The sequence below is a fragment of the Streptomyces sp. NBC_01351 genome, from assembly GCF_036237315.1.
Classification (GTDB): Bacteria; Actinomycetota; Actinomycetes; order Streptomycetales; family Streptomycetaceae; genus Streptomyces.
Genome location: NZ_CP108356.1, coordinates 5175839 through 5195197 on the forward strand (window position 1 = coordinate 5175839; position 19359 = coordinate 5195197).

The window sequence follows — 19359 nt, forward strand, 5'->3', positions numbered from 1 at the left end:
ACCAAGCAACACACACGCCCCGCGTGTCACGGTGGCACCATCTCTCCCTGCTGCCTCCGAGACCGGAGCGAACGCCATGGCCGACCTGCAGGATGAACCCCACACCGTGGGCATCGGAGCCGAAGACCCCCCGGCCTCCAACACCACCACCGGCACCACCACCGGCGCCAACACCCCCACCCCCGCGACGGCGACCACCGCGCTGGACCGGGCCGCCGCGCTGCTGTCCGTCCATCCCGTCGCGGACGGGTGCAACACGCTCATCTGGACCCTGCGCCAGAGCCCGTACCACGACATCGACACCCCGGAAGCCGGTGTGGACACCGACATCCCGCGGCTGCGCGCCGGGGGAGTGGGGGCCCAGTTCTGGTCCCTGCTCGTCCCGGAGGGCCGGCCGCCCGAGGACGTGGTGTCCGAGACCCTGGAACAGATCGACGTGGCGCTGGCCCTGATGCGCCGCTACCCCGACAGCCTGCTCCTCGCGCTCAGCGCCGACGACATGGCCGATGCCCGCAACCGCGGCCGGATCGCCTCGTTCCTCGGCCCCGTGCCCGGCGGCACGCTCACCGATTCCCTCGGCGTGCTGCGCGCCTTCCACACACTGGGCGTACGGATCCTCGCGCCCGCGGGAGCGACCTGGGCGGAATCGGAGGATGAGGGAGGCGGCCTGACGGCCTTCGGCCACCAGGTGGTCCGGGAAGCCAACCGGCTCGCGATCCTGCTGGACCTCACCGACTGCGAACCGGCGGTCGCCTGCCGGCTCGCGGAGGCGTCCAAGGCGCCGGTGATCATCTCGAACACGGGCGCGGCCGCGCTGAACCCGCATCCCGGGAACGTGACCGACGAGGTCCTGCTCGCCCTGCGCGAGGCCGACGGCCTGGCGATGGTCACCTTCGACACCGCCCGCACCGGGGACTCCCTGCACGCGGTGGCCGACCACATCGACCACGTACGGGCCATCGCGGGCCCGGGCGGCGTCGGACTCGGCGCAGCCTTCGGCTCCGAACCGGGCAGCCCCCGCCCGACCGGCCTCACCGACCCGTCGGGCTACCCCAGGCTGATCGCGGAGCTCCTGGGCCGGGGCTGGTCGGAAGCCGATGTGGCCCTGCTGACCTGGGGCAACGCCCAGCGGGTCCTGCGCGACGCGGAGTTCACGGCCCGCGCCGCCGGACACCGCCGGACCTGACGCCCGGCCCGGCCCGCCCGGACCGCCTAACAGGCGCAGAGGCAGACGGGGTGCCCGGCCGGATCGGCGTAGACCCGCCACGAACGCCCGCGGTCCTCCGCGTCCAGGGGCTTGGCGCCCAGGGCGAGGATGTGCTCCTCGGCGGCGTCGAGGTCCTCGACGGTCAGGTCCAGGTGGAACTGCTGCGAGCCCTCGGGGGAGGGCCAGTTCGGCGGGACGTGCCCGGGGGCCAGCTGGAAGGCGAGCGGTGTGCCCCCGTGGCCCTCCAGGTCCACCCAGGTCTCGTCCCCGGAGCTCGGGCTGCCGCCGAGCAGACCGGCGTAGAAGGTGGCGAGGGCGAGCGGGTCGGGACAGTCGAGGACGACGGTGCCGAGCTTGGCGACGGCCATGGTTCTCCTCCTGACGGTTACCGGCAAGTGCCTCTTACCGGTAACCCCAACCCTACGCGTTACCCCCACTCCCCTCCAAGAGGTAACGTCGAGGGCATGAGTGGACGCGCACCGGCACCCGGCGGTCTCGCACTGGTGGAGAGCCTCGTCAACACGCTGAGCGTGGACACGGGGGACGACCGCCTCGCGGCCGAGTTCGGCCTGTCCGGAGCGGCCCTCGCGGAAGCGGCGGAGCTGCGAGAGGCCCTGCGCGGGGCGCTGCTGGCCCACGCGGGCCACGAGCTGCGTCCCGGCGCCGAGGACCACCTGAACCGGCTCCTCGCCGAGGCCCCGCTGACGGTGCGCATCGACGCGTCGGGCGCCGTGACCCTCGCCCCGGCGGGCGCCCCGACCCTGCTCTCCCGCATGGCCGAGGCCCTGGCCGAAGCGTCCGCCGCCGGCACCTGGCCCCGCCTGAAGGCCTGCGCGGCGGACGACTGCCAATGGGCGTACTACGACCGCAGCCCGGGCGGCCGAGGCCGCTGGTGTTCGATGTCGATCTGCGGCAGCCGAGCCAAAATGCGCACGTACAGGGCCCGCGGGTAGATCGTGGCGCGGCTCAATGACCTGGGGCTCCGCCCCAGACCCTCCCCCAGACTCCGTCCGGGGGGACCCCCACTCCTCAAACGCCGGCAGGGCTGGATTGCCCGCAGGGCAATGTCAGCCTCGCCGGCGTTTGAGGCGCGGGGTCCGGGGCGGAGCCCCGGCAGCGGCGCCGCACCCCGACCCGCAGGGGCTCAGGCCCGAGGGCGCCCCATCGCGCGGTACGTCCACCCGGCCGCCCGCCACCGCTCGGGGGACAGGGCGTTGCGGCCGTCCAGGATGAGCCGGTCGGTCACGACGGACCCCAGCTCCGCCGGGTCCAGGTCGCGGAACTCGCGCCACTCGGTCAGGTGCAGGACCACCTCCGCGCCCCGCGCCGCCTCCAGCGCGGAGTCCGCGTACCCCAGCGTCGGGAACACCCGCCGTGCGTTGTCCATGCCCTTGGGGTCGTAGACGGTGACCTGCCCGCCCTGGAGGTGGATCTGCCCGGCCACGTTCAGTGCGGGCGAGTCCCGTACGTCGTCCGAGTCCGGCTTGAAGGTGGCGCCCAGCACCGCCACCCGCTTGCCCAGGAACGAACCGCCCACGGCGTCGCGCGCCAGCTCGACCATGTGCCCGCGGCGGCGCATGTTGATGGAGTCGACCTCGCGCAGGAAGGTCAGCGCCTGGTCGGCGCCCAGCTCGCCGGCCCGCGCCATGAAGGCCCGGATGTCCTTCGGAAGGCAGCCGCCGCCGAAGCCGATCCCGGCCCGCAGGAACTTCGCGCCGATCCGGTCGTCGTAGCCGATGGCCTCCGCCAGCTTGACCACGTCCCCGCCGGCGGCCTCGCACACCTCGGCCATCGCGTTGATGAAGGAAATCTTCGTCGCCAGGAAGGAATTCGCGGCGGTCTTCACCAGCTCGGCGGTCGGGAAATCGGTCACCACCAGCGGAGTCCCCTCCGACATGGGCGTCTCGTACACCTCCCGCAGCAGCTTCTCGCCCCGCTCGCCCTGTACGCCGACCACGATCCGGTCGGGGTGCAGGGTGTCCTGCACGGCGTAGCCCTCCCGCAGGAACTCCGGGTTCCACGCCAGCTCCACGTCCGCGCCCGCCGGGGCCAGCTCCGCGAGCTTCGCCGCCAGCCGCTCCGCCGAGCCCACCGGCACCGTCGACTTGCCGACGACGAGCACCGGCCGCGTCAGGTGCGGAGCGAGCGAGCTCATCGCCGCATCCACATACGACATGTCACACGCGTACTCGCCGTGCTTCTGCGGGGTGTTCACGCACACGAAGTGCACGTCGCCGAAGGCGCCGACCTCCTCCCAGGAGGTGGTGAACCGCAGCCGCCCGCTCGATCCCGGCAGCCCGGCCACGTGCTGGGCCAGCAGTTCCTCCAGCCCGGGCTCGTACATCGGCACCCGGCCGGAGGCCAGCATCTCGATCTTCTCGGGGACCACGTCGAGCCCCAGTACCTCGAACCCCAGCTCCGCCATCGCCGCGGCGTGGGTCGCGCCGAGGTATCCGGTGCCGATCACAGTGATCCTGAGGGGGGCCATGGGTGCTCCAGAGGTGCGGGGCCGTTTGCGGCCACTGAGCATAGTCGGGCCCGTGGACGGGGACGTTCCCCAGGAGCACCCGTGCTGTCACGCAACTCACGCGGGTCGTCCATACCGCTGCCCCGACGGCGACGACTAAACTTGGGTTACTTAACGGTAGTTAGCATCACGCAACGCACCACCCTTGGGGAGTGAGAGATCTTGGCGGGTTCTGCCGACTTCGACCTGTACCGCCCGGCCGAGGAGCACGACATGCTCCGCGAGTCCGTCCGCTCGCTCGCCGAGGCGAAGATCCTGCCGTTCGCGGCCGCGGTCGACGAGGAGTCCCGCTTCCCGCAGGAGGCCCTCGACGCGCTGGTCGCCAGCGACCTGCACGCCGTCCACGTGCCCGAGACCTACGGCGGCGCCGGCGCCGACGCGCTCGCCACCGTGATCGTGATCGAGGAGGTGGCCCGCGTCTGCGCCTCCTCCTCCCTCATCCCGGCCGTCAACAAGCTCGGCTCGCTCCCGGTGATCCTCTCCGGCTCCGAGGAGCTCAAGGCCAAGTACCTCGGCCCGCTGGCCAAGGGCGACGCGATGTTCTCGTACGCGCTCTCCGAGCCGGACGCGGGCTCGGACGCCGCCGGCATGAAGACCCGCGCGGTCCGTGACGGGGACTTCTGGGTCCTCAACGGCGTCAAGCGCTGGATCACCAACGCGGGCGTCTCCGAGTACTACACGGTCATGGCCGTCACCGACCCTTCGATGCGCTCGAAGGGCATCAGCGCCTTCGTGGTCGAGAAGTCCGACGAGGGCGTCTCCTTCGGCGCCCCGGAGAAGAAGCTCGGCATCAAGGGCTCCCCGACGCGCGAGGTCTACCTCGACAACGTCCGCATCCCCGCCGACCGCATGATCGGCGCCGAGGGCACCGGCTTCGCCACCGCGATGAAGACCCTCGACCACACCCGCATCACCATCGCCGCCCAGGCGCTGGGCATCGCCCAGGGCGCCCTGGACTACGCCAAGGGCTACGTCCAGGAGCGCAAGCAGTTCGGCAAGCCGATCGGCGACTTCCAGGGCGTGCAGTTCATGCTCGCGGACATGGCCATGAAGATCGAGGCCGCCCGCCAGCTGACCTACTCGGCGGCCGCGAAGTCCGAGCGCGTCTCCGCCGGCGGTGACAAGGAAGACCTCACCTTCTTCGGCGCCGCGGCCAAGTGCTTCGCCTCCGACGTGGCCATGGAGGTCACCACGGACGCCGTCCAGCTCCTCGGCGGCTACGGCTACACCCGCGACTACCCGGTCGAGCGCATGATGCGCGATGCCAAGATCACCCAGATCTACGAAGGCACGAACCAGGTCCAGCGGATCGTCATGGCCCGCAACCTGCCGTAGCGGCCCGACCCCCGCCGGACGCGAGGTCTCCCGGTCCCCCGGCCGGGGGACCGGGAGACCTCGTGTTCCGATCGGCGCACCCCTTAGGCTGTGCGCCGATCGGCCCCGGGCGCGGGGTCTCAGGGGGCGGGGAACAGGATGTCCGTAGAACGTCACATAGCGGGGATGCTCCAGCAGATCGCCCGTCAGCAGGACGTCGTCGAGATCGCCCCCCAGGGCTCCGCGCGGAAGGCGGCCGCCCTGGCGCACGTGGCGGAGCAGTTCGGCTACACGTACGGCATGGCGTACCGGACCGGGTTCAAGAACTCGCTCGTCCAGGTCCGGATGTACCGGGACCCGCGGCCCGAAGCGCGCGTCCGCGAGGCGGCCACCATCACCGCCCATCCGCGGGCGGGGAGCGGCGGGACGGTGCCCGGGCTGGTGCAGGGTTCGCTGAAGCCGCTCCCCGAGGCGGCCGGCAACGTGGCCGTGCTGAAGGACCTCATCACCTTCGACGTCATGGCCATGTACGCCGCCGACCGGAGCCAGAAGGTGAAGAGCTACCTCGCCTGCGCGGCCCTGACCGGCCTCATGCTCATCGAGAGGTCGCCGGTCGAAGCGCTCGCCTCCGGCGGGGTGCTCGCGCTGCTCCTCACCGTGGCGTTCCAGGTGGGCGCGATCCGCCGCGGGAAGATCGCACGGCGGCTGACGGCCGCCGGGTACCACGCGGTGCGCGACGAACAGGGCGACCGGCGGTTCCTGAGCCCGGGGCAGCAGTTGCCCGGCCACGCCAACCCGTTCGCCCCTTGAGGCCCTGGCCTGCGGCGCAGGCGGACGTACACATCAGGCCGGGCGCCCCTGGGGGGCACTCGGATGGGCTAAATTTGGACCTTCGTACGCCGGAATCGGTTGGGGAGAACGCAATGACGGAAGCGATCCTGCTGGTCGGCGGACAGGGGACGCGGCTGCGACCCGTGACGGTGAACACGCCGAAGCCGATGGTTCCCACGGCAGGCGTCCCCTTCCTCGCCCACCAGATAGCCAGGGCCGCCGCCGCCGGTGTCACGCACATCGTGATGGCCACCTGCTACCTCGCCGAGGTCTTCGAGCCCTACTTCGGCGACGGATCCGACTTCGGCGTCCACCTGGAGTACGTGGTCGAGGACGAGCCCCTCGGTACAGGCGGCGCCATCCGCAACGCGGCGCAGCTGCTCACCGGCGGCCCGGACTCCTCCGTCCTCGTCTTCAACGGGGACATCCTCACCGGCCTGGACATCGCCGGACTCGTCGGATCGCACGAGGCGGCCGACGCCGACGTCTCCCTGCACCTGGTGCGCGTGGAGGACCCCCGTGCCTTCGGTCTGGTCCCCACCGACCCCGACGGGCGAGTGCTGGCCTTCACCGAGAAGCCGCAGACCCCCGAAGAGATCATCACCGACCAGATCAATGCGGGCTGCTACGTCTTCCGCCGCAGCGTGATCGACTCCATCCCGGCCGGCCGCCCGGTCTCCGTCGAGCGCGAGACCTTCCCCGGCCTGCTCGCCGCCGGCGGCAGGCTGCACGGGGTCACCGAGAACACGTACTGGATGGACCTCGGCAAGCCCGAGGCGATCATCCAGGCCTCCGCGGACCTGGTCCGCGGCGTCGTCTCCTCCCCGGCCGTCCCCGGACGCCGCGGCGAGTCCCTCGTACTGCCCGGAGCCCAGGTGGCGGCCGGGGCCAAGCTGTCCGGCGGCACCGTCGTCGGCGCCGGCGCCCGGATCGAGGCGGGAGCGGTCGTCGACGGCTCCATCGTGCTCGACGGCGCCGTCATCGAGGCGGACGCCCAGGTCGGCGCCAGCCTGGTCGGCGCCGGGGCGAGCGTGGGCGCGCGGACCGTGCTGGACGCCGCCGTCATCGGCGACGGCGCCGTCGTGGGCGCGGACAACGAGCTGCGCGCCGGCGCCCGGGTGTGGTGCGGGGCGCGGCTGCCGGCAGCCGCGATCCGCTTCTCCCCGGACGCCTGAGGCCGGGGCGCCCGATCCCCGGGCGCCCGATCCCGTACGGCAGTCCCGTACGTCCGTACGTCCGTCCCGTCCGCGGTCAGTTTCCGCGGACGGTGACCTTCTCGTCGTTCTGGATCTGCTTGACCAGCTGCTGCACCTTCGCCTTGTCCCAGACGAGGTTGCCGCCGCGCTGGCCGGAGATCGGCATGTTCATCGAGACGCCGTCACCGCCGTTGACGCCCTTCATCGCGAAGAACATCTGGCCCATGTCGTACAGGCCCATGTCCTTGTCCACGATCAGGGTGTCCAGGCCCGCGCCCAGCACCGGGTAGAGCTGGAACGGATTGAGGACCGTGGACGGGGTCGCCGCCTGACTGGCGAGCGCCGCCAGGAACTTCTGCTGGTTCTTCGTCCGCTGCAGATCCGACTCCGCGAAGGCGTACCGGGTCCGTACGAAGGCCAGGGACTGCTCGCCGTTCAGCGTCTGCTTGCCGGCCTTGAAGTCGGCGCCCGACTTCTCGTCCTTGAAGCCCTCCTCGATGTCCAGCTCCACCCCGCCCAGCGCGTCCACGATGTTCGCGAAGCCGGCGAAGCCGATCTCCGCGTAGTGGTCGATGCGCAGGCCGGTGTTGTGCTCCACCGTCCGCACCAGCAGCTCGGGGCCGTCCTCCGCGTACGCCGCGTTGAGCTTGACCCGGCGGCCCTGGGCGGGGAACTTCTTGCCGGACTGCGAGCCGACGAAGGACGGGATCTCCACGTCCGAGTCGCGCGGCAGCGAGATCATCGTGTTCCCGCTGGAGCACTTCGCCAGGATCATCATCGAGTCGGTGCGCTTGCCCTCGGCCGAGCCCGTGTGGAGCTTCTTCTTCTCCTCCGCGGACATGCCCTCGCGGCTGTCGGAGCCGACGATCAGGTAGGTCGTGCAGTCGCCCTCCTTCGGGCGCTCGATGACCTTGGACAGGTCCACCTCGCGGCGCACCTTGGAGTCGGCCCAGAAGTAGGTGGAGACCGTGGTCACCAGCAGCGCGGAGACCAGCACGATCGAGCCGACCTTGATCCGCTTGCGCCAGTCCGGCGCGGGACCGGCCGGCCGCGTCCCGGATCCGCCAGGCCCGCCAGGCCCGCCAGGCCCGCCGGGGCCGCCCGGGCCACCGGTGCCGCCGGGTCCGCTCGGGCCGCTGCCCGAGGCGGTGCCGTAGACCTGGCCGGTGTTGTAGCCGCTGTCGTACCCGCCGTAGGTGTCGTGGCTCTGACCCTGCTGCGGGGGCACGGACGGGCGCGTGGGCTGCCCGGGGCCCCGGGGCGCCGGGGGGCCCTGCGGGGGCCGCTGGGGCTGGGGCGGCTGCTGGGGCTGCTGCTGCCGCTGGATGTGCCGCATCCGCTGGGCACCCTCGGGCTGGGGCTGCGCGCTGCCGCGTCCGTACCCGCCGTCGCGACCTTCTGGCCAGTCATTCATGTGCCAAGGATGCCTGCCCCGGCGTGTCGTCCGACAGCCCGGGTGAGGTTCCGTACCGGTGCTGTTGCAGAGCTGATGCCTCCCGTACGGATCTAAGGTGTCCGTATGACTCACATACCGGGCGAGCTGCCCGGGAAGCCGACGGCGGCCTCCCGTACGACCCTCAGCCACATCATGACCGCGAACGACACCAACCTCCTCGGGACGGTGCACGGCGGAGTGATCATGAAGCTGGTGGACGACGCGGCGGGTGCCGTGGCCGGCCGCCACTCCGGGGGTCCGGCGGTCACCGCCTCCATGGACGAGATGGTCTTCCTCGCGCCGGTGCGCGTCGGTGACCTCGTCCACGTGAAGGCCCAGTGCAACTGGACGGGCCGCTCCTCCATGGAGATCGGCGTACGGGTCCTCGCGGAGCGGTGGAACGAGTCCACCCCCGCCACCCAGGTCGGCACCGCCTACCTCGTCTTCGCGGCCGTGGACGCCGAGGGCAAGCCCCGGCCGGTCGCGCCCGTCCTCCCGGAGACGGAGCAGGACGAGCGGCGCTACCAGGAGGCCCAGATCCGCCGCACGCACCGGCTCGCCCGCCGCCAGGCGATCAAGGCGCTGCGCGAGGAACGGGCCGCCCAGGGCTTCGACGACTGAGCAGCCCTACCGCCCGCAGACCACCTGGTCCCCGGTGACCACCCCGACGGCGCCGCCCTGGTAGGGGTCCTCCGCCCGCACCGGCACCACCTTGCGGTAGTCCGAGCCCGCGATCACCAGCACCGTGCGCCCCTGCCCCCGCACCGCCCGCAGTTCGCTGCCGGGCAGCGCCGTCGACACCGACCGGGCGGAGCGGTCCCAGCGCGGGTCGTACGTGACCACCGTGCGCCGGACCTCGCGGCTGGCGCCGTTGCCCGGGGCCCGGGTGGTGTCGAAGCCGGTGGCGCGCAGTGCGGCGTCGACCCGTCCGCCCAGCCCGTCGATGCGGGTCCCGTTCTCCACCTGGACCCGGATCTGCTGCGGCGGCACGTCCACCGGAACGGCCGCCGGCCTCGCGGCGGCCTTCCCTGGCCGGACGGGGGCGAGCGGCCGGTCATGGCGCAGGGCCTCGAAGAGCTTGGCGGCCTTCGGCTCGTCCCACTTCACGGTGGAGCCGATGCCCTTGACCGGGAACGAGGGGCTGCCGATGGGCACCGAGGCGAACTCGGAGGAGGACGGGGTGAAGTCCCGCATGGCCTGCCCGAGCGCGAGCATCTGCTCCGAGCCGAAGCCCTTGTCGGCGCGGACCGAGCCGAGCAGGGTGGAGCTGAGCTCCTTGAACTTCACCGGGTTGAGCAGCACCCCGCCGCCGGTCGCCTGCTTGATCAGGGCGGCGATGAACCGCTGCTGGCGCTGCATCCGGCCGAGGTCGGAGGCCCCGTCCACATGGCGCGAGCGCACGTACTGCAGGGCCTGTCCGCCGGTGAGCCGGTGGGTGCCGGGGAGCAGGTCCAGGCCGGTGTTCGGGTCGCGCATGGTCTTGGCGGTGCAGATCTCGACCCCGCCCATCGCGTCGACCGTCTTCATGAAGCTGGTGAAGTCGACCTCCAGGTAGTGGTCGATCTTGACCCGGGTCATGTTCTCGACGGTCCGCACGGTCAGCTGGGGCCCGCCCTCCGCGTAGGCGGCGTTCAGCTTCACGGGGTGGGCCTTGTGGTTCTTGCCGCTGATCAGGTCGCGGTGCGCGGGCACCTCCGCGTAGCTGTCGCGGGGCAGGCTGATCACGCTCGCCCGTTCCCGGTCCGCGGAGAGGTGCACGAGCATGATCGTGTCCGTGCAGTGGCAGGGGGCCCCGCCGAGGCGGTACTCGCGCTTCTCCTCCGGGCTGATCTTCTCGCGGCCGTCGGTGCCGACCAGCAGGAAGTTCAGGCCGTGCCCGGCCTGCGGGCGGTTCTTCATGTCCTTGAACGGGTCCACGCGCTCGATCCCGGTGTCCAGGCCGGTCATCACGGCGTGCCCGATGGCTCCGGAGCCCAGCACCACCACGGCCAGCCCGGCCGAGATGCGCACCCCCCACCGGGGCCGGTCGCCCCGGCGCCGTGCGCGCTGCGCGGGGCGCGGCCCGGCGGGACGGGGGGAACGGTGCGGCTGGGGCACTGGGGACACCTCCGCGAGGCAGCAGGGGAACGGTCGGTGGCTGATTCGTCAGAACAGTAGGCCCATACGATCAGCGTCTGTCCGTACTGCTCGCTCGGCGCGCACCCGGTTCCCCCGTACGCGGTAACGTGACACAGATACCCGACCTTGAAGGACCACATGCCCGCCCAGCAGCCCGCAGTCTCGGTGATCATGCCGGTGCTCGATGAGGAGCACTACCTCCGCGATTCCGTCCGCCACATCCTGGAACAGGAGTACGCGGGCGAGATGGAGGTGGTGATCGCACTCGGGCCGTCCACGGACCGCACCGACGAGATCGCCGCCGAACTGGTCGCCGAGGACCCCCGAGTCCACACCGTCCCGAACCCCACCGGCCGGACCCCGGCGGCGCTCAACGCCGCCATCAAGGCCTCGCGTCACCCGATCGTGGTACGCGTCGACGGCCACGGCATGCTCTCGCCGAACTACATCGCCACCGCGGTCCGCCTCCTGGAGGAGACCGGCGCGCAGAACGTCGGCGGCATCATGCACGCCGAGGGCCAGAACGCCTGGGAAGACGCCGTCGCCGCCGCGATGACCTCGAAGATCGGCGTCGGCAACGCGCCGTTCCACACGGGCGGCCAGGCGGGCCCCGCCGAGACCGTCTACCTGGGCGTCTTCCGCCGCGAGGCGCTGGAGCAGCAGGGCGGGTACAACGAGGAGTTCATCCGCGCCCAGGACTGGGAGCTGAACTTCCGCATCCGCGAGGCCGGCGGCCTGATCTGGTTCTCGCCGGAGCTGAAGGTCCAGTACCGCCCGCGGCGCTCCGTCAAGGCACTGGCCAAGCAGTACAAGGACTACGGGCGCTGGCGCCACGTGGTGGCCCGGTACCACTCCGGCTCCATCAACCCGCGCTACCTGGCCCCGCCGACCCTCGTCTGCGCGATGGCCGCGGGCGTGGTCGTGGGCGTGGCCGTCACCCCGCTGGGCTTCGTCGTTCCGGCCGGCTACTTCGCGGCGATCGTCGCGGGCTCCGTCCCGGCCGGCAAGGGCCTCTCGCTGAAGGCCCGGGCACAGATCCCCGTCGCCCTGGCGACGATGCACCTGTGCTGGGGCTTCGGCTTCCTGACGAGTCCGCGCGCGCTGGCGAACAAGGTCATCGCGAGCCGCCGCCCGGCGGTCAAGCGGGACTCCTCGCAGGTCTGAGCCGCGGCAGGACGCACGGCGGACGCGCGGTCGCACGCGCATACGAAGGGGCCCGGTGCTGCAAGCACCGGGCCCCTTCGCGCGTACGCCGTGCTCCTACCAGGTGAAGCCGTCCTGGATCTTCATGCACGCCTGGTCGTTGTCGCCGTTGAGCGCGTTTGCGGAGGTCGGGGCCACCGTCGGGGCGGGCGGCGGCGAGGTCGGCGCGGTGCCGGTCCGCCAGTCCTTGCCGACGAACAGGACGATCCCGGGGACCTCGGCGGACTTCTGCACGGAGGTGGCCGGCAGGCCCAGTGCGGTGGCCACGGCGGCGGCGTCGGCCGCCTGCGCGTCGGTGGCGTAGCGGACCACCGTGGTGTCCTCGGCCCCGGCCTGGACCTCGGCGGTGGCCTTGGTGAACCCCTTGCCGACGAGCAGCGCGGCGACATCGGCCGCCCGGCGCTTGGCCAGGGCCTCGGTGCCGTCCTTGCCGGAGGTGGCGTTGCGGACAGAGACCGCGATCTTCGAGGGCGCCGAGGCCGGGGCGGTGCTCGGCTGGGCCGGGGCGGAGGGGGTCGGGGAGGTGCCGGCCGAGGGGGAGGCGCCGTCCGTCGGGGTCCCGGAGTCCTTGCCGTCGAGCGGGAGGTCTTCGCGGACCATCCGGAACACGGCCTCGGCATCGCCGGGCATCGGCTCCACCCGGCCGTCCAGGCCGGGCTTCGTGCTGTAGACCCACGGCATGGTGGTCATGGTGATCCGCCCCGGCGGGACCTTCTTGAGCTCCATGCTGAGGTCGTACAGCTTGTCGATCTTGTTCAGGCCGGGGTCGACGACCATGGCGTCGATCGCGGCCTGCGCCAGGCTGTTCATCTTCACGGGGTTGGACAGCTTGGCGTTCTTGCGGAACTCGCGGGCCAGCGAGTTCATGTACATGTGCTGGCCGTGGGTGCGGGCGATGTCGGTGCCGTCCTCGAAGCCGTAGCGGGTGCGCAGCCACTGCAGGGCCTGCTCGCCCTGGATGCTGGTCGTGCCCCTCTCCAGCTTCAGTCCCGAACCCTCGCCCTTCTGATTGCGGGAGTGGACGTTCTTCTCGACGCAGACCGGGACGCCGCCGATGGCGTCCGCCATCGAGACCACGCCCTTGAAGTCGATCATCATGAAGTGGTCGATCGGTATCTTCGTCAGCTCTTGCCAGGCGGCGACCGTGCAGCCCGGTCCGCCGCGCTGGAGCGACTCGTTGGTCTGGACGAGGCCCTTGCTCGCGGGGTGCACCTTGCCGCCGGGCTCGGTGCACTTGGGCATCATCAGCATCGTGTCGCGGGGCATGGACACGACGGACAGGTTGCTGCGGTCCGCGGACAGGTGCAGCAGCATCTGCACGTCGGCGAGGGGCGGTCCGTTGAAGGTTTCCGTGGCCCCGCCGAGAGCCTGGTTGGCCTCGCCGTCGCGCGCGTCGGAGCCGATGAGCAGGATGTTCAGCGGTGTCTGCCCGAAGGCGTTGGGTTTCGCGCCGCTCAGTTTGTTCTCACCGAGGTTCAGCGGGTCCGTCTTGATGCTGCCGTTCAGGTAGCGGTAGTACAGGTAACCGGCGCCGGCCGTCCCGAGTATGAGCACCGCCAGCACGGAGGAAACCCAGCGCAGCACCCGCCGCTTGCTCCGCCGGGAGCCGCGGCCACCGCCCGCCCGGCGGGCGCGGCGCGAGCCGCCCCGCGGTCGTGGCACGGTGCCGGGCGCGTCCGTCCCGCCGCCGGATATGTCACCGGCGGACTGGGCGGTCGCCCCCTCCCCCCGCATGCTGCTGTGCCTCACGAGCCCCCCTAAAGATCCTGATTACTCGGCATTGTGCCGGTACGTCCGGCTGCAGCCCGTTATTTGGCGCAGATCGCCTTGTCGGCCTGCGCCTGCTGGACGTCCTTCGGCAGCTCCTGCGGAACGGGCTGCCCCAGCGGGGCGCCCGGCTGCTGGAAGTCCGGTCCCAGCGTCAGCTTCATGGGCGTCCTGGCCGCCGCATCGGCCGTCCCCACTTTCAGCGCGGTGGCGGGCAGCCCCAGCATGTCCGCCAACGCCCGGGCCTGGTCGGCCTGGTTGGGGGCGTACTCCAACTGGGTGGCGCCGACCTTCGCGGGCGCGTTGCCGAGGTTGCTGGCCTTGGGCACACCCTTGGTGTTCTGCAGCCAGTTCAGCGTGGTGGACGCGGCGCCCTTGGGGCCGCCGCCGTTGTACACGTCCACCCTGACGTCCGCGGCGGCCGCCCGGTTGCCCTGGAGCAGCGCGTCCTGCTTGGCCTTCGCGTCCGCGTCGGCCGCCTCCTTCGCGGCCTGTTCCTGCTTCTCGACCTCCGTGAGCGAGACGTCCCCCCGGATCATCTGCAGCAGCGGGTCGGCCAGCGCCTGATTGACGACGACGGTCGCCTTCTTGCCCTCCGGTTCGGCCGGATTGTCGAGCACGGGCATGGTGGTGAAGGTGATGTTCTTCATGTCGATGTTCTTCAACTCACCTGCCAGATCGGTGAGTTTGGCGATGGAGCCGATCCCCGAGTCCACGCTCAGCGATTTGGTGGCCGCTTCCGCGAGGGAGAGGAACTTCTTGGGGCTGGTCAGCGTCTCCTTCGACTTCATCTCGCGCATCATCGAACCGAGGAACTGCTGCTGCATCCTGATCCGGTCGAGGTCGCTGTTGTTGCCGAAGCCGTGCCGGGTGCGGACGAAGGCGAGGGCCTGCTCGCCCTCCAGCCTGTGTTCGCCGGGACCCAGGTTGAGCTGGGAACCCTCCTTGTCGTTCACGGCCTTGTCCAGGCAGACGGGCACTCCGCCGACCGCCGAGCTCAGCGTCTTCACGGCGTTGAAGTCGGCCATCATGAAGTGGTCGACCTCGATCCCGGTGAGTTCCTTGACCGTGCGCATGGTGCAGCCCGCGTCCCGACCCTCTTGGCCCAGGCTGTTGTTGAAGCGCGTGCCCTTGGTGGGGGCGATCGTCTTCGTCGAACCGTCCGGCTGCTTCGTCGGGCAGGAGGGGATGTTGGCGATCAGGTCCCGGGGGATGGACAGCGCGGTCGCGTTCGTCCGGTCCTTCGAGACGTGGAACAGGATCGTCGTGTCGGCGTGGCCGACGCTGTCCTTGTCCCCGTACTTCTCGTTGCCCGCGCCGGTGCGCTTGTCGGTGCCGATGACCAGGATGTTGATGGGCTGGTCCTTCTTGAACCCGCCGGTGCCCGCTCCCACGACGTCGGTGACGTTGAGGTTGCCGTTCAGGTGGTCGTAATAGAGGTAACCCGCGATGCCGCCGCCGACCAGCAGCAACGCCAGCGTCCCGCTGGTGATCAGCAGCGCCTTCTTGCGGCGCCCGCCGCCCGCCTTGCGGGAGCGACCGCCGCGCCGGCCGCCGGGCGGACCGTCCCCGCGCCGGGGCTTCGGTACGGAAGGAGAAGTCGCGGGTTCGGTACGGGACGGCGCCGTGCGCGTTGCGCGGGGCGCGGGGCCCGGGGGCCGCTGCTGCGCTGCGGAGTCGCCCAGTCGCAGTTCGTAGTGGCCCGTACGGGGGTTGAGTACCCACTGGTCTGCGGGGTCGATCTCGTCGGCCCGCCCACGGCTTTGCGCATCCACGGTTGCTCGAATCCTCCGTCGGTGCCTCGCGATGCGCCTCCCCCAAGGCGCCCGGTCAACGATCCGGCTGCAGGCGCCCGGCCTCTGGTCCGGCCGGGGCACCGGATCGCTCACCTTATCCGTCAGGTGCGGCTGCAAACCATGCTGGTGATGAATTCCACTGCCCTTATAACGGGGCGAACACCCCATCCCGCTCGGTTCGGGCACCGGCTTTTGGGATTGCTTTACCGGCAGTCCGCGATGCCCGCCGTCGTCCCCGTAAAGGTGGGGACGGGCGTGGGGGTAGCGTCGGTTCCCTCGCCGGCCCGTCCCGCGGACGGCTGCCCCCCGGAGTCCTCCGCCGGCTCGTTCCCGGTCCCGGAGGTCGCCTCGGTCTCGGCCTCCGTCTCGGCCTTGGGCTTCGGCGGGGTGATCGTGACCGGCTCGTCCATCCGCAACTGCTGGAACAGCCGGGCCGCGTCCGGTTCATTCAGTTCATCCCGGTTCGGGTTGGCGGCGTACGGTCGGCGCGGCACGGTAAGGAACTTGATCTGCTCGGTCGGGATGTCCCGTACGCCCCGGACGAGTTCGTACAGCCCGCGCAGCGAGGCCAGCCCCGGGTCCGTGGTCACCGAGGAGGTCGCCGCGTCCAGCAGCGGGTACAGCCGGGCCGGATTGAGCAGGACCCCGTTGCTCTGCACCTTCTTGACCAGCGAGCCGAGGAACTGCTGCTGGCGCTCCATCCGTTCCGTGTCGCTGCCGTTGCCCAGGCTGTAGCGGGCCCGGACGAAACCGAGCGCCTCCTCGCCCTGGAGCGTCTGCCGCCCCGCGGGCAGCTTCAGGCGGGCCTCGGCGTCGTCCACCGGCCGCTTGAGGCAGACCTCCACCCCGCCGATGGCGTCGACCATCTGCTTGAACCCGCCGAAGTCGATGACCATGTGGTGGTCGATCCGGATCCCGGTGAGCTTCTCGACCGTACGGATCGTGCAGGCGGCCCCGCCCCACTGGAAAGCCCAGTTGAACTGGGCGAACCGCTCGCCGCTGCGGGTGCCGTCCGCCTTCAGGCAGGCGGGGATCTCCGCCATCAGGTCCCGCGGTATCGACACCGCGGTCGCGCTCTTCCGGTCCGCCGGCAGGTGCAGCAGGATCGTGGTGTCCGAGCGCTGGGTGCCCTCGTCCTGCCCGTACCGGGCGTTGTCCTTGCCGGAGCGCGAGTCCGAGCCGATCAGCAGGATGTTCTGGGCGCCGGTGGCGAAGTTCGCCGGGCGGTCGCGCTCGTAGCGCTGCAGCTCGGCCGCCGCCGAGGTGTCCTCGGTGATGTTCCCGTCGAGCTTGTTGTAGAGCCACCAGCCGGTGGCCGCACCCATCAGGACCAGCAGCGCCACCCCGAGGCCGATCCAGCGCAGCAGCCGGCGCCTGCGGCTCCGCGGAGGCCGTGCGTCGCCTCCGGCCGCATCGCTCCCACCGCCGGGTATGCCCGCGCTGTCCGTCACTGGCGTCCGTCCCCTCGCCGTTACGACAACCGGCCGTACGGGTGAGTACGGCCACTGCCGATCCTGCCCCCGGGCTGCCGGAGCAGCCCGGGGGCGACGGCGTGTCTAGGGCCATGCGGGTGACAAATAGCCCGGCGGAGCCATTGAGCGGTGTGGGTGACGGGGCCACCCGATGCCTAAACCGTGTGGGTGACGCGCTCGCTCTCCACCCGCTGGGCCAGCGCCTGCTCCGACAGCTGGTCCAGGTTCCGGCACAGCACCACGGAGCCGCCCGACGCCAGCGCCGCGTACAGACCGGCCGACAGCCCGTCCCAGGTGTCGTAGCCGAGCCCGGTCAGCACCCGCGAGCCCGCGCCGAGGCCGAGCTTCACCGCGTCCTCGCGGGCGCGCGCGGTCAGCTCCGCGTACGAGAGCTCCTCGCCGCCGACGACCAGCCCCGGGCCGTCCGCGTCGACGGGGGCGAACGGCGCGAACCGGTCGCCCTGCCCCGGCACCTCCACCGCGTAGTCGGCGAACCCGGCCGGCGGCTGCGGGAACCGCCCGCCCAGCGGCCGCAGCGCCAGCGCCACGCGCTCACCGGAACAGGCCCGCGCCTCCTCCAGGGTGTCCGGCCCGCTCACGACGAGGTCGGCGGCGGCCGGATCCCCGCCCACTTCGGCGACGACACCGACCGAGGCGCAGGCGAGCAGCCACACCGCGCTCTGCCAGTGGGCCGGGAGCAGCAGCGCGAGCCGGTCACCGGGCTCGGCGCCCAGGTCGCCCTGGAGCAGATTCGCGGTCTTGGCCACCCAATTGGCGAAGGTGGCGACGGACAATTCGACGCGCTCGCCCGTGGCGTCGTCGTAGAAGGTGACGAGCGGGCGGCCCGGATCAGCGGCGAGCGCGGATCGCAGCAGGTCGGCAGGGGTGCGGTCAGTGGCGTTCACCCGCCACAGGGTACGCGGGCCCGTCCCCCGTACGGCGGTCACCGGATCCTCCGTACGGGGGAGGGGTACACGAGCGCCATCGGACGGGGCGTCAGTTCTCGGATGGCGCCGGGTGGTGAGCATGTTCACCATCCTTTTCATGCGTGGATTCCTTGCTTCCTCGATCGGCGTCGCGACGGCAGCGGCCCTGGCCCTGCCCCTCGTGCTCCCCACCCCGGCCCTGGCCGCCGCGTCCCCGGCCGCGGCCGCCGCAGCCGTGACCCCAGCCGGCTCCACCCAGTCACTGCCCCTCGCACCCATCGGGCCCGCCACCGCAGACCGCACCCCCGGCGTCCCCGGCATGAGCGCCTCTCCGCGCCTCCCCGAGACGCGCGGCCTGGCCGCACGCGACGTCACGACGTTCTCGCTGGTCGGGGTCGTCTGGGACGACGTCGCCACCCAGCTCCACGGCCGCGTCCAGGTCCGCACCCGCTCCACGGCCACCGCCGCCTGGTCCGACTGGCAGGACGTCGAGACACACAACAGCGAACACGCCGCCGACCCCGACGCCGTGGAACGCGGCTCCGGCCGGATCCGCGGCGCCACCGCCCCCCTGTGGGTCGGCGAGTCCGACGGCATCGAGGTCCGCGTCCAGGCGGAACCGGGCGCCGACACCGCCACCCGCACCCCCGGCCGGCTGCCCTCCGGCCTGCGCATCGAACTCGTCGACCCGGGCCTGTCCTCGCCCGGCAGGGGCGCCGACGGCAAGAACGGCCGCCCCGAGGACGACGACAAGGGCGAGATGGTGGTGCCGGGCATGACCATGGAGATGGCCGAGTCCTCCGCCGCGAACGTCCCGCACGCCCAGCTCGGCGCGAACGAGATCATCGCCCTGGACAAGGCCGACTCCACCGCCGACGCGGTCTTCGCGAGCGACGGCACCCTGTCCGAGGCCGCCGCCGCGTACGTCGGCCCGCGCCCGCGGATCGTCACCCGCAAGGGGTGGGGTGCGGACGAGAGCCTGCGGGAGCCGGGCTTCGTCTACACGAACCGGGTCAAGGCGGCCTTCGTCCACCACAGCGCCTCCGGCAACAACTACGCCTGCAAGGACGCCCCGGCGGTGCTGCGCAGCCTGTACCGCTACCACGTGGTCAGCAGCGGCTGGCGCGACTTCGGCTACAACTTCGCCGTCGACAAGTGCGGCACGGTGTACGAGGGCCGCGCGGGCGGAGTCTCCAAGGCGGTCCTGGGCGCCCACACCATGGGCTTCAACACGGACAGCATGGGCATCGCGGTCATCGGCACCTACACGTCCACGGCCCCGCCGCAGCCCGCCCTCGACGCGGTGGCGCGCCTCACGGCCTGGAAGCTCGGCCTCTTCGGCGCGGACCCGCGGGCGAAGGCGACCCTGAAGTCGGGCGGCGGCAACCGCTTCCCGAAGGGCCAGTCGGTCAAGCTGAACGTCATCTCGGGCCACCGCGACGGCTTCGCCACGGAATGCCCGGGCAAGCGCTTGTACGCGGCGCTGCCCCCCACCCGCACGGCCGCGGCCAAACTCCAGGGCAGGCCGTAGCCCCCGGCGGTCAGTCGGGTGCGGCGCCGCTGTCGG

At 71.6% G+C, this 19359-nt stretch carries 16 protein-coding genes; 8 read left to right on the plus strand and 8 right to left on the minus strand.

Annotated elements, in window-relative coordinates:
- Nucleotides 1-76: 76 nt before the first annotated feature.
- The gene (locus OG625_RS23890; protein ID WP_329384758.1) at nucleotides 77-1186 is read left to right on the plus strand and encodes a dipeptidase; all 1110 of its coding nucleotides are present in this window, start codon (nucleotides 77-79) and stop codon (nucleotides 1184-1186) included.
- 26 nt (nucleotides 1187-1212) lie between these two features.
- Here OG625_RS23890 and OG625_RS23895 read toward each other — a convergent pair whose 3' ends face one another.
- The gene (locus OG625_RS23895; RefSeq protein WP_329384761.1) at nucleotides 1213-1575 is read right to left on the minus strand and encodes a VOC family protein; all 363 of its coding nucleotides are present in this window, start codon (nucleotides 1573-1575) and stop codon (nucleotides 1213-1215) included.
- Nucleotides 1576-1671: 96 nt separating this feature from the next.
- On the opposite strand from OG625_RS23895, the gene OG625_RS23900 reads away from it, so the two are divergent.
- Nucleotides 1672-2160 carry a CGNR zinc finger domain-containing protein gene (locus OG625_RS23900; RefSeq protein WP_329384764.1) on the plus strand — a complete coding sequence of 163 codons (489 nt, stop codon included), beginning with the start codon at nucleotides 1672-1674 and terminating at the stop codon, nucleotides 2158-2160.
- 191 nt (nucleotides 2161-2351) lie between these two features.
- On the opposite strand, the gene OG625_RS23905 is transcribed toward OG625_RS23900, so the two are convergent.
- The gene (locus tag OG625_RS23905) at nucleotides 2352-3695 is read right to left on the minus strand and encodes a UDP-glucose dehydrogenase family protein (protein WP_329384767.1); all 1344 of its coding nucleotides are present in this window, start codon (nucleotides 3693-3695) and stop codon (nucleotides 2352-2354) included.
- A gap of 201 nt (nucleotides 3696-3896) precedes the next feature.
- On the opposite strand from OG625_RS23905, the gene OG625_RS23910 reads away from it, so the two are divergent.
- The 3 genes from OG625_RS23910 to OG625_RS23920 all read left to right on the plus strand — a co-directional run bounded on the left by OG625_RS23910 (nucleotide 3897) and on the right by OG625_RS23920 (nucleotide 7054).
- Nucleotides 3897-5069 carry an acyl-CoA dehydrogenase family protein gene (locus OG625_RS23910; protein WP_329384771.1) on the plus strand — a complete coding sequence of 391 codons (1173 nt, stop codon included), beginning with the start codon at nucleotides 3897-3899 and terminating at the stop codon, nucleotides 5067-5069.
- Nucleotides 5070-5207: 138 nt separating this feature from the next.
- Nucleotides 5208-5858, plus strand: a complete 651-nt coding sequence (locus OG625_RS23915; protein WP_329384774.1) for a hypothetical protein — start codon at nucleotides 5208-5210, stop codon at nucleotides 5856-5858.
- 113 nt (nucleotides 5859-5971) lie between these two features.
- A complete protein-coding gene (locus OG625_RS23920) occupies nucleotides 5972-7054 on the plus strand; it encodes an NDP-sugar synthase (RefSeq protein WP_329384777.1) in 1083 nt (360 codons plus the stop codon).
- 76 nt (nucleotides 7055-7130) lie between these two features.
- Here the strand turns inward: OG625_RS23920 and OG625_RS23925 are convergent, their stop codons facing one another.
- A complete protein-coding gene (locus OG625_RS23925; RefSeq protein ID WP_329384780.1) occupies nucleotides 7131-8489 on the minus strand; it encodes an LCP family protein in 1359 nt (452 codons plus the stop codon).
- Nucleotides 8490-8594: 105 nt separating this feature from the next.
- Here OG625_RS23925 and OG625_RS23930 point away from each other — a divergent pair, with 105 nt between their 5' ends.
- Nucleotides 8595-9131, plus strand: a complete 537-nt coding sequence (locus OG625_RS23930) for an acyl-CoA thioesterase (RefSeq protein WP_329384783.1) — start codon at nucleotides 8595-8597, stop codon at nucleotides 9129-9131.
- A 6-nt stretch (nucleotides 9132-9137) separates the two neighbouring features.
- Here the strand turns inward: OG625_RS23930 and OG625_RS23935 are convergent, their stop codons facing one another.
- Entirely contained in the window at nucleotides 9138-10607 is a 1470-nt protein-coding gene (locus tag OG625_RS23935) for an LCP family protein (protein WP_443067759.1), read from the minus strand.
- 159 nt (nucleotides 10608-10766) lie between these two features.
- Between OG625_RS23935 and OG625_RS23940 the strand changes: the two genes are divergently transcribed.
- Nucleotides 10767-11792, plus strand: a complete 1026-nt coding sequence (locus OG625_RS23940; RefSeq protein WP_329384785.1) for a glycosyltransferase family 2 protein — start codon at nucleotides 10767-10769, stop codon at nucleotides 11790-11792.
- A gap of 96 nt (nucleotides 11793-11888) precedes the next feature.
- Here the strand turns inward: OG625_RS23940 and OG625_RS23945 are convergent, their stop codons facing one another.
- The 4 genes from OG625_RS23945 to OG625_RS23960 all read right to left on the minus strand — a co-directional run bounded on the left by OG625_RS23945 (nucleotide 11889) and on the right by OG625_RS23960 (nucleotide 17771).
- Entirely contained in the window at nucleotides 11889-13580 is a 1692-nt protein-coding gene (locus OG625_RS23945) for an LCP family protein (protein WP_443067760.1), read from the minus strand.
- Nucleotides 13581-13639: 59 nt separating this feature from the next.
- Nucleotides 13640-15373 carry an LCP family protein gene (locus tag OG625_RS23950; protein WP_329384788.1) on the minus strand — a complete coding sequence of 578 codons (1734 nt, stop codon included), beginning with the start codon at nucleotides 15371-15373 and terminating at the stop codon, nucleotides 13640-13642.
- A gap of 224 nt (nucleotides 15374-15597) precedes the next feature.
- Nucleotides 15598-16845 (minus strand): LCP family protein, encoded by a 1248-nt coding sequence (locus OG625_RS23955; RefSeq protein WP_329384791.1) that lies wholly within the window; start codon nucleotides 16843-16845, stop codon nucleotides 15598-15600.
- A gap of 176 nt (nucleotides 16846-17021) precedes the next feature.
- Nucleotides 17022-17771 carry a TIGR03089 family protein gene (locus tag OG625_RS23960; RefSeq protein WP_329384794.1) on the minus strand — a complete coding sequence of 250 codons (750 nt, stop codon included), beginning with the start codon at nucleotides 17769-17771 and terminating at the stop codon, nucleotides 17022-17024.
- 139 nt (nucleotides 17772-17910) lie between these two features.
- On the opposite strand from OG625_RS23960, the gene OG625_RS23965 reads away from it, so the two are divergent.
- A complete protein-coding gene (locus tag OG625_RS23965; protein WP_329384797.1) occupies nucleotides 17911-19323 on the plus strand; it encodes a peptidoglycan recognition protein family protein in 1413 nt (470 codons plus the stop codon).
- The last annotated feature ends 36 nt before the right edge of the window (nucleotides 19324-19359 follow it).

What these genes read in the sequence shown, in the direction of transcription:
- OG625_RS23930 (WP_329384783.1), top strand. Translation starts at nt 8,595, where the DNA reads ATGACTCACATACCGGGCGAGCTGCCCGGGAAGCCGACGGCGGCCTCC.
- OG625_RS23940 (WP_329384785.1), top strand. Translation starts at nt 10,767, where the DNA reads ATGCCCGCCCAGCAGCCCGCAGTCTCGGTGATCATGCCGGTGCTCGAT.
- OG625_RS23900 (WP_329384764.1), top strand. Translation starts at nt 1,672, where the DNA reads ATGAGTGGACGCGCACCGGCACCCGGCGGTCTCGCACTGGTGGAGAGC.
- OG625_RS23905 (WP_329384767.1), bottom strand. Translation starts at nt 3,695, where the DNA reads ATGGCCCCCCTCAGGATCACTGTGATCGGCACCGGATACCTCGGCGCG.
- OG625_RS23920 (WP_329384777.1), top strand. Translation starts at nt 5,972, where the DNA reads ATGACGGAAGCGATCCTGCTGGTCGGCGGACAGGGGACGCGGCTGCGA.
- OG625_RS23895 (WP_329384761.1), bottom strand. Translation starts at nt 1,575, where the DNA reads ATGGCCGTCGCCAAGCTCGGCACCGTCGTCCTCGACTGTCCCGACCCG.
- OG625_RS23915 (WP_329384774.1), top strand. Translation starts at nt 5,208, where the DNA reads ATGTCCGTAGAACGTCACATAGCGGGGATGCTCCAGCAGATCGCCCGT.
- OG625_RS23890 (WP_329384758.1), top strand. Translation starts at nt 77, where the DNA reads ATGGCCGACCTGCAGGATGAACCCCACACCGTGGGCATCGGAGCCGAA.
- OG625_RS23965 (WP_329384797.1), top strand. Translation starts at nt 17,911, where the DNA reads ATGCGTGGATTCCTTGCTTCCTCGATCGGCGTCGCGACGGCAGCGGCC.
- OG625_RS23925 (WP_329384780.1), bottom strand. Translation starts at nt 8,489, where the DNA reads ATGAATGACTGGCCAGAAGGTCGCGACGGCGGGTACGGACGCGGCAGC.